At 56.5% G+C, this 9,454-nt stretch carries 5 protein-coding genes (1 of these 5 only partly in view); 2 read left to right on the top strand and 3 right to left on the bottom strand.

The annotated features are described in order from the left end of the window. Positions 1 to 50: 50 nt before the first annotated feature. On the top strand, positions 51 to 4,496 hold the full coding sequence (hrpA, locus tag M4NBBH2_RS04875; protein ID WP_116269939.1) for an ATP-dependent RNA helicase HrpA: 4,446 nt from the start codon (positions 51 to 53) through the stop codon (positions 4,494 to 4,496). Positions 4,497 to 4,786: 290 nt separating this feature from the next. Beyond that, entirely contained in the window at positions 4,787 to 5,836 is a 1,050-nt protein-coding gene (locus M4NBBH2_RS04880; RefSeq protein WP_160117813.1) for a D-alanyl-D-alanine carboxypeptidase family protein, read from the top strand. A gap of 62 nt (positions 5,837 to 5,898) precedes the next feature. Here the strand turns inward: M4NBBH2_RS04880 and M4NBBH2_RS04885 are convergent, their stop codons facing one another. From M4NBBH2_RS04885 to M4NBBH2_RS04895, 3 genes are all read right to left on the bottom strand, one after another. Next, on the bottom strand, positions 5,899 to 7,836 hold the full coding sequence (locus M4NBBH2_RS04885; protein WP_238691372.1) for a (Fe-S)-binding protein: 1,938 nt from the start codon (positions 7,834 to 7,836) through the stop codon (positions 5,899 to 5,901). A 285-nt stretch (positions 7,837 to 8,121) separates the two neighbouring features. Next, positions 8,122 to 9,171 (bottom strand): quinone-dependent dihydroorotate dehydrogenase, encoded by a 1,050-nt coding sequence (locus tag M4NBBH2_RS04890; protein ID WP_116269942.1) that lies wholly within the window; start codon positions 9,169 to 9,171, stop codon positions 8,122 to 8,124. Between the two features lie 38 nt (positions 9,172 to 9,209). Continuing rightward, on the bottom strand, positions 9,210 to 9,454 hold the 3' portion of the coding sequence (locus M4NBBH2_RS04895; protein ID WP_116269943.1) for an arginyltransferase. 568 nt of this gene lie beyond the right edge of the window; 245 of the gene's 813 nt are visible here — the last part of the coding sequence; its start codon lies beyond the right edge, outside the window — the gene reads right to left on this strand; the stop codon is at positions 9,210 to 9,212.

A 9,454-nucleotide genomic window follows, 5' to 3' on the forward strand; every position in this document is an offset into this window, starting at 1 on the left:
ATTTTGACATACTCCGAATTAACGCTTAAGGCTTTCTGAGCCACCTATTTATGAAACTGGAAAACACGGGAAAAAGTCTGTCGGATCTCGCCTCTCTCCTTACGGAAAGAAGTAGCAGCGGCAAGGAAAAGGAGAATGAAGCAGGAAAGGCAGATTTCGATCCGTTGCATCCATTCAAAGCAAAGAAAAAGCGTTCGGCCGCTGTCCCTGCCGGCGCTAAGCCTTTCTTCCCGAAGGAAGGCGCGTCAGGCTTTGGCGCCCTGGCCGGACTCAGAGCGGAACCTGAGACCGCCGCACCTTCGGTCTCCCGTAAGACTGAGAAGAAAGCTTCTTCCCTCTATAAGACACCGGCGTCCCGTCCCGCGGTGAAAACCGCCCGTACGGAGCCGGTGAAACCGGTATCTCCCGCAGCTCGCGAAGTGAAACCGAATCGCCCGGAAGGCCCCCGGCTTCAGACGGCGCCGGCCGCACGGAAGCCGTCCGTTCCGCGTCCGGATCAGACCGTTCGGACAGAACAGTCTCCGGCACCGATTCAGAAAGAAGAGCCGAGAGAAGGCATCCGGTTCCCGAAATTAAAGAACGCTCAGGGAAAGTCTCAGACGGCGTCCCAGAAGAAAGAAGCCGGGAAGCCGTCCCATCCGGAGCCGAAGCAGGACTCGCATCCCAAAAAACCGAAGCAGCATCACCGCCATGCCGATCGGAGGACGGATGCCGCCAGGCCCGTTCAGATGCCGGTCCGGAATCCGGTGCCGCCTTTTGAGCTGATGGAGGGGCTCCCGGTTTCCGCGAGGGCTGACGAAATCATCAAAGCAATCCGGGAGAATCAGGTGGTGATCGTGGCCGGCGAAACCGGTTCAGGAAAAACCACGCAGCTCCCGAAACTCTGCATGATGGCGGGCCGCGGCACAGCGGGGCTTATCGGACACACGCAGCCGCGTCGTATCGCGGCAAGCTCTGTTGCGAAGCGCATTGCGGAAGAACTGCACACGGAGCTCGGTACGGTTGTGGGCTACAAGGTCCGATTCTCTGACCATACGACATCCGGCATCACGGTGAAACTGATGACGGACGGTATTCTCCTCGCTGAGACACAGACCGATCCGCAGCTCCGGGCTTACGACACGCTGATCATTGACGAAGCCCACGAGCGTTCAATCAATATTGACTTCCTGCTCGGCTATCTGAAGCGGCTTCTCGCGAAGCGCCGCGATCTGAAGGTGATCATCACTTCAGCCACGATTGATACGGAGCGGTTCGCGAAGCATTTCGGGCGCGACGAGGATCATCCCGCGCCGATCATCCAGGTCTCCGGCCGTACGTACCCGGTTGAAGTCCGGTACCGCGCGATTGAGGATGATGATTCAAACGACGACAAGACGCTCATGGGGGCGATTTCTGACGCTGTGGATGAGCTCGAAATGGCAGGCCGCGGCGACATTCTCGTCTTCCTGCCGGGTGAGCGGGAAATCCGTGAGGCTGCGGAGACGCTGAGGAAAAATGATCCCCAGAACCGCGTCGACATCCTCCCGCTTTACGCGAGGCTTCCGGCAGAGCAGCAGGAGCGGGTGTTTAAGAGCGGCGGGAAACGCCGTATCGTTCTCGCGACCAATGTGGCGGAAACCTCGATCACGGTGCCCGGAATCCGCTATGTGGTTGACACCGGGCTTGCCCGCGTGAAGCGTTACTCCTACCGCAATAAGGTGGAGCAGCTTCTGATTGAACCGATTTCCCAGGCGGCGGCCAATCAGCGAAGCGGCCGATGCGGCCGTGTGGCGGACGGTATCTGCATCCGGCTTTACAGCGAAACGGATTTTGCCCGCCGGCCAGCCTATACCGATCCGGAAATCATGCGAAGCAACCTCGCAGCGGTCATTCTGCGCATGAAGTCCCTCGGTCTCGGCGATGTGAAGGATTTTCCCTTTGTGCAGGCGCCGCCTGCCCGCGCGATTTCGGATGGCTACGCGATTCTCTCCGAACTGAACTGCGTGGATGACCGGGGAGGTCTCACGAAGATCGGGCGCACGCTGTCCCAGCTTCCGGTGGATCCGAAGCTCTCCCGGATGCTGCTCGCGGCAAGCGAAAATGACGCCCTCGCTGAGGTGCTCATTATCGCGGCCGGGCTTTCTGTTCAGGATCCGCGTGAGCGTCCGCCGGAACAGGCTGCCGCGGCTGACGAAGCCCACAGGAAACTCTCAGACGCGAAGAGTGACTTCCTCTCCTACGTGAAGCTCTGGAACTATGTTGAGAAAGCGTATCGGGATAAGGAGTCGAACCGCAGGTTCCAGGATCAGATGAAGCGTCAGTTCCTGTCGCCCCGACGGCTTCACGAGTGGCATGATGTCGTGAATCAGCTGCTCGATATGGTGAAGGGGCTGGGGTGGCGCATCAACACCGCGCCCGCAACCTTTGAGCAGGTGCACTGCTCGCTCCTCACCGGGCTTCTCGGCTCTGTCGGTATGAGACGGGTTGACGCTGACTTCCGTGCGCCGCCTTATATGGGCGCCCGCGGGATCCGGTTCTGGATATGGCCTGGGTCTCCCCGTGCGAAGAAGTGCGGTCCCTGGATTGTGGCCGCAGAAATCGTGGAGACATCCCGGCTTTTTGCCCGCTGTGTCGCGGATGTGACGCCTGAGTGGATTGAGCGGATCGGCGCTCACCTTATCAAGAAGAGCTGGACTGAACCGCATTGGGAAAAGAAGCGCGGTGAAGTGGTAGCGCTTGAAAAGGGCACCTTATACGGACTTCCCGTTTACGGAAGCCGCACCGTGTCCTATGCGAAGCATGACCCGAAACTGTCCCGCGAGATCTTTATCCGCGAAGCTCTGGTAGAGGGAGAGTTTGAATCTCAGGCGCCGTTCTTCCAGCATAATCAGACGCTGATTCATGAAATCCGCGATCTCGAGCAGAAGAGCCGCCGGCCTGACGTGCTGGTGGATGATGAGGACATCTTCGCTTTCTATGACGAGAAGCTCGGGGATGAAGTGTGTGACGCGGCGTCGCTTGAAGCGTGGAGAAAGGAAGCGGAGGCTGACAACCCGAAGCTTCTCTGGCTCAGCCGCGATGATCTGATGCGCCACAGTGCTCAGGGCATCACGCTTGATATGTATCCGAAGACCATTACGATGGCCGGCATATCAATGGCGCTGAATTACTACTTCGATCCCGGCAGCCCGAGAGACGGTGTCACGCTCGTTGTGCCGCTTTTCGCGCTGAATCAGGTGGATGAGAGGCGCTGCGAGTGGCTCGTTCCCGGCATGCTGAAGGAGAAGATCCGGGCACTCGTGAAGAGCCTTCCGCCGAGACTTCGCCGCAACTGCATTCCGATTCCGGAGTACGCCGAGGGATTCTTCGAACGTTACGGGATCGGTGAGGTGCCGGAGGAACATCTGCTTGACGTTCTGATCCGGGATCTCCGGGAGGAAAAGAGCACGATCTGCGAGCAGCGCGACTTTAAGCTTGAGCAGCTCGCGCCTCATCTCTTCATGAATTACAAAGTGATCGATGAGCACGGCAGACAGCTTGATATGGACCGCAGCCTCGCAAAGCTCCGCTCCAATCTCGGCGCCAAGGCGCGCGAAACCTTCCAGGGCCTCGCGGACCATGATGCCAAGGTGGTGGATGAGCTTGAGGACTCCATTACGACCTGGTCCTTTGATGAACTGCCTGAACTGATGGAAATTCACCGAAAAGGACAGACCCTGATCGGTATCCCCGCTCTGGTGGATCATGGTGACACGGTTTCGCTCGAGGTATTTGATGATCCTCAGAAAGCGGCTTCCGTTCATCGGGTCGGTCTCAGGCGTCTCTTCAGGATTCAGCTGCGGGAGCAGGTCCGGTTTATTGATAAGAATCTCCGCAGTCTGCAGAGCGCTCTGATGCAGAGCGCCGCGGTGCCTCAGATTTCAAGAAGCTTCGATAACTTTGAGGATCTGAAGACGCAGGTGATTGATGGTGCCCTCGAGCGCACCGCTCTCGCGGATCCTCTGCCGAAGAACCGCCAGGATTTCTACAGCCGGCTCGAGGATACGAAGGGACGTCTCTCACTCGTCGCGCAGGATCTGGCACGGACTTTTGAGGATCTGATGCGGGAAGCGGTGAGGATTCCGAAGCTTCTGAATGGCTATAAGGGACAAAAGGAACTGCGGGAAGATGTCGAGGAGCAGCTCGGACAGCTTTTCCCGAAACACTTCCTGGTGACGGTACCCGCGAAGGCGTTTTCAAACTACCCGCGCTATGTCGCGGCCATTGTGATGCGGCTGGAGAAATTCAGGGATTCGCCCGCCCGGGATGCGGAGAAAACTTCTGAGATTCATCAGCTTGAGGTTCCTTATTTCCGGCGGGTGGCTGAACTCCGCGGACAGAAGGAGCCCCGGCTTGAAGAGTTCTTCTGGCAGCTGCAGGAGCTTCGTGTTTCGCTTTTCGCACAGCAGCTGCGAACACCGATCCCGGTTTCGGTTAAACGGTTACAAAAAATTTGGAATTCAATTAAATATTGAGTTTCCTCCGCAAATGCTTGATTCAGAATAACTTTAAAATTTAATTTAGTTACATTTTCATCTATGTGATTTTATTTGCATGCGTTCGCACTAATTGCAAGGGGTGTCAATCCCATGTACCATCAAAAGGCGAGGTATGCGTCCTACGCTAGGCTGGATAAGCCTTTGGCGGCATATCGTTATTCTGATCAAGTAGTTTGTATCCTGAAACAGAGGCTCCTATGTCCTTTGCCCTGAAAAAAATCGTTTTTAGCGTGACGATGGCCTGTTTTGTCCTGGCAGGACAAGGCGTGGCTTCCGCAAAAACAGCCGCCAAAGATCCTGTGGCGCATGCAATAGCGAAGGCGAAGGGTAAAAAGGTACAGAAACCGGCTGCCAAGAAGAAAGTGGCATCCAAGGCCAAAGCAACGGGACGCCGCGTCGCCAGTGCGGGGCGTGTTCACCGGCAGCTTGCGCCATCCGGGGTTGTGAAAGCCTCGATCCCGCATCAGGCCGCCCCGGTAGTCATTCCCGAAGATCAGAAACTCGCTCAGCAGCTTCGTCAGGCCCCTTCTCCTGCCAACCTGAATCTCACGGCGGCCAGCGCCTTCATGTTCAATCAGGATAACGGCCGGGTTCTTTTCGAAAAGAACGCCGATGCGCAGCTTCCTGTCGCGTCGCTCACGAAGCTGATGTCCGCTCTGGTCATCATGCGTGCGAATCTGCCGATGAATGAGGCCTTCACGGTTCAGAGCGAGGATTATCATCTGCCGTCCTCCTCTTTCTCGCGTCTCCGTATCGGAATGACTTTCACGCGGGACGACCTGCTTCACATCGGTCTCACCGGTTCTGACAACCGCGCTATTCATCTGCTGGCCCGCTCGTATCCGGGCGGGATTCCGGCTTTCGTTCAGAAGATGAATGAAACCGCGCGTGAACTGGGACTGAAGCACACGCACTTTGAAGAGCCGACAGGGCTGTCCGCCAATAACCGCACGACGGCACGTGAAATTACGCGTATCGCGGCTGAGGCCTATCGTTATCCGAAGATCCGCGAGTATTCCACCTCTCAGCAGCTGCAGTACTCCACCCGCGGCGGTCTGATTCAGGTTCGTTCGACGAACCGTCTGATCCGTGAGGGTGCCTGGGATATCGGTATGCAGAAGACCGGATACACCGGTGCCGCGGGCCACTGCATGATGCTGCAGACTGAGGTCGGCGGCAACCGTGTCCTGATGGTGGTTCTGAATTCGACCAGCAACAATAACCGCATCATCGATATGAAGCGTATGCGTGACTGGTATGAGCGCCAGCTGGGTGTCAAGGAAGGATCGGCCAAGCTTCCCTATAACCTCATGTAACGCTTTTTCTGAAGTCATAAAAAAACCGCCTGAAGGCGGTTTTTTTATGGGTGGAGGGAAGATCAGGCGAGGTGTTCTGCCACAACTTCGGCGATGTCCTTCACCTGAATCGTCTCATCCTTCTCTTTTGCCTTGGCAGACTCCATCATCGAGAGGCAGAAGGGGCAGGCGGTCGCAAGCTGCTTCGCGCCGGTGTCCTTCAGCTCATTGAAGCGGATCACGTTGACACGCTGGGTCTTGCTGCCATCCGACCAGAACTGGCCGCCGCCGGCGCCGCAGCAGTTGGTGTTCTCCTTGCAGAACTGCGGCTCACGCATGTCCGTCTTCATCGAGGCGAGAATCTCGCGGGGTTCAGACGAGAGACCGTTATAGCGGCTGAGATAGCAGGGATCCTGGTAAGTCGTCGCGATATCGTTTTCGCTCAGATTCGGAAGTTTCCCATCACGGATGAGATTCCGGATCAGCTCAACGTGAGAAATCACTTCGAATTTGCCGCCTTCAAATTCCGGATATTCATTTTCCAGAGTATTGAAGCAGTGCGGGCAGGCGCAAAGAATCTTGCCGAACTTGTACTGGGAAAGATTGGCGATATTTTCAGCGGCCGCAGTCTGGAAGAGGTACTCCTCACCGAGACGGCGGGCGAAATCCGCGTGGCACCGCTCCTCGGCCATGACACCAAAGCTCAGACCGGAGGCTTTCAGGATCTTTACCATCGAACGGGCAATCTTCTGGGACCGCTTATCAAAGGAAGCCGAGCAGCCGACCCAGTAGAGAATATCGACAGGACGATCCGGATCCATGATCGGGAGATCAAGACCCTCGGCCCAGTCGAGCCGTGAATCCGGATCCATCCCCCACGGATTGCCGACCGAGGCGATGTTCTGCAGCGTCTTCGCGACGCCGGGCGGGAACTTGCCTTCCTCAAGCGCATAGTGGGTACGCATCTTCACGATGGCATCCGGAAGATTGATGCGGGAAGGACAGGCATTGGTGCAGGCGCCGCAGGTGGTGCACGCCCAGAGTTCGTCCTCGGAAATAAATTTTTCCGTCGGTTCGTTTTCACCGCCGTTCGCAAACGCGTGCTGAAGCTTCAGCACGACGTTCTTCGGATCAAGCGGGGTTCCCATTTTGACTGCCGGGCAGACAGCGGAGCAGCGGGCGCACTCTGTGCAGGAAGCAAAATCCAGACGGTCTTTCCAGGTGAACTGCTTCATCTGGGAAATACCGAAAGTTTCCTGCTCTTCAATGTTGTCAATCTTCGGGGCGGCACCCATCGGTTCGAGCTTCTGCTCAAAGATGTTCCAGGGGGTCTTGAACATATGAGAGAAGAAGTTAAGCGGGATCGACGCAATGAAAGCGAGGGAGCCAATGCCGTGAATCCACCAGAGGATCAGATGAGCGGTTTCCAGCTTTTCGGCAGAGACACCGGAGAAGAGCGTGGTAGCGATGAAGTTGCCCACAAAGGACCAGCCAGCCCATGCCGGTTTCTGAGCGGCAAGACGGAGAGCCTCGAGGAAGAAGCCCGTAATGATGATGAGGGCGAGAGACCCGATCAGCATTGCGAAACGGGGAGAGGCTTCAAGTGACACACTCTTTTTGATCCAGCGGGACCAGGCGGCGACACCGAGACCGGCGAGAGTCGCGAGACCAGCAAAGTCGAGGATCAGCTTATAGAAGAGGTAAAAGTCCCCCTGAAGGATCCGGAAGCCGAAAAGCAGACGGGTGATATCCCAGTCAATCGTGGCGAGCGATGTACCGAAGAAAAGGAAGATGAATCCCCAGAAAAGCGCGAAATGCGCTTTTCCGACAGGTGTGCGAACGATCCGTTTCTGCACAAAGCCTTCGGTCCACAGTCTGCGCATCCGTTCCGGAACATCTTTTTTCAGCTGCGCGGCGGCACCTGAGCGGATGAATTTCACCGCTTTGACGATTCCCCAGGCACAGAGCAGAACAGACAGTATGCCGAGAACATAAATCAGAACCTGTCCGGAGACAGGCACGTTCCAAAATGTCGGACGAGAAGGTATTGGGGTCATGGAATTTAAATCCTGAGCAGGCTGCGGCCTTTTGGGTTGGACAGGAAGGAAAAGACCGGCCGGGCTGCGGGTATCGGCTTCAGAGGGTCTGCATGCCGAGATTGTTTTAACGGGATCAAATAATAAAACAGGGGTTCATGTTTGCCAATTTGACGGAACCCAATAGCATTACCGCAAGCACGGGGCTATATAAAAAGCTCTGCCCCTTAATTGGCAGGGGCAGAGCCTTTGATCGGATGACTGCCGGGCTCAGGCTTTGCGGCTGTGGCGCCAGTCAGCGATCGCTTCGGCAGCGGAAGCGATAAGAGCGGGACCGGAGTAAATAAAGCCCGTGTACAGCTGAACAAGGCTTGCTCCGGCTTCCATCTTGGCCACGGCATCCTCAGGTGTCATGACGCCGCCTGACGCGATAATCGGCAGTGTTCCCTTCAGGTGATCGGAAAGGACCCGTACGACCGCAGTTGAGCGTTCAAAGAGCGGGCGTCCGGAGAGACCGCCGACCTGATCGGCATTCGGAAGACCTTTGATGTTGTCCCGGGCGAGCGTGGTGTTGGTGGCTGTGACAGCATCCATCCCGTACTCCACGAACTGATCAGCTGCGCGGCGGATAGCGTCGTCATCCAGATCCGGGCTGATCTTTACGGTAATCGGAACGAGGCGTCCGGTGCGGTCCGCGAGTTCCTTTCTCTTATCAGCGATCCCCTTCAGCAGAGGTCCGAGCTCGTCCTCTCCCTGCAGTTTCGTGAGTTCCGGCGTATTCGGGCAGGAAATGTCGATTGCCAGGTAATCCGCAAGCGGATAGAGCTTATCCATGCACTCCTGGTAGTCAGCGAGAGCGCCGGAAAGCGGTGAGGAATTCTGTTTGCCGATATTGATACCCAGGATGCCGCCCCGAAGCCGGAAGGCATCAGCACTCTTCAGGTTTTTAATGGCCTGATCGGCGCCGCAGTTATTGAATCCCATGTGATTGATCACGCCTTTGGCGGGGATGACACGCCAGCAGCGGGGCTTGGGATTTCCAGCCTGGGGACGGGGCGTGATTGTTCCGACCTCAATATGACCGAAACCCATGCCTCCGAGAGAGCTCACATGGGAGCCGGTTTTATCCATGCCGGCGGCAAGCCCGATGGCGTTAGGGAAGCGCAGTCCCATGACGGTGACGGGATCATCCTTTGGGATGTGGGTCACCAGTTTGATCAGTCCGAAAGGCACGGCCCAGTCAATGTTATTCATGATCACCGCGTGGGCGGTTTCAGGGGACAGGCGGAAAAGAACTGATCGAGCGAGGTCGTAGAGCATAGGGTAATTTTTATCGGATCAAAAAAGTCAGCTTTATTTTAGATACTTACGGACAAGGTTGTTCTCGGACAGGCGGCAAGTTCACGGGATCGATCGCGTGATTCACGGATTTCATCCTCGCAGTCCTCGAGCAGCTGCCACCGGCTGTCCCAGAACACCTGGAAGGGTTTGAAGAGTCGCTTATAGTCCATCTGAGGCAATTCGTAGAGCCAGTAGCCGAGATACAGGTACTGATGAGCACCGCGGGCACGGGCAAGACCGATCTGCTTCAGGATTGAAAAGG

The sequence above is a fragment of the Mesosutterella multiformis genome (assembly GCF_003402575.1).
Taxonomy (GTDB): Bacteria; Pseudomonadota; Gammaproteobacteria; order Burkholderiales; family Burkholderiaceae_F; genus Mesosutterella; species Mesosutterella multiformis.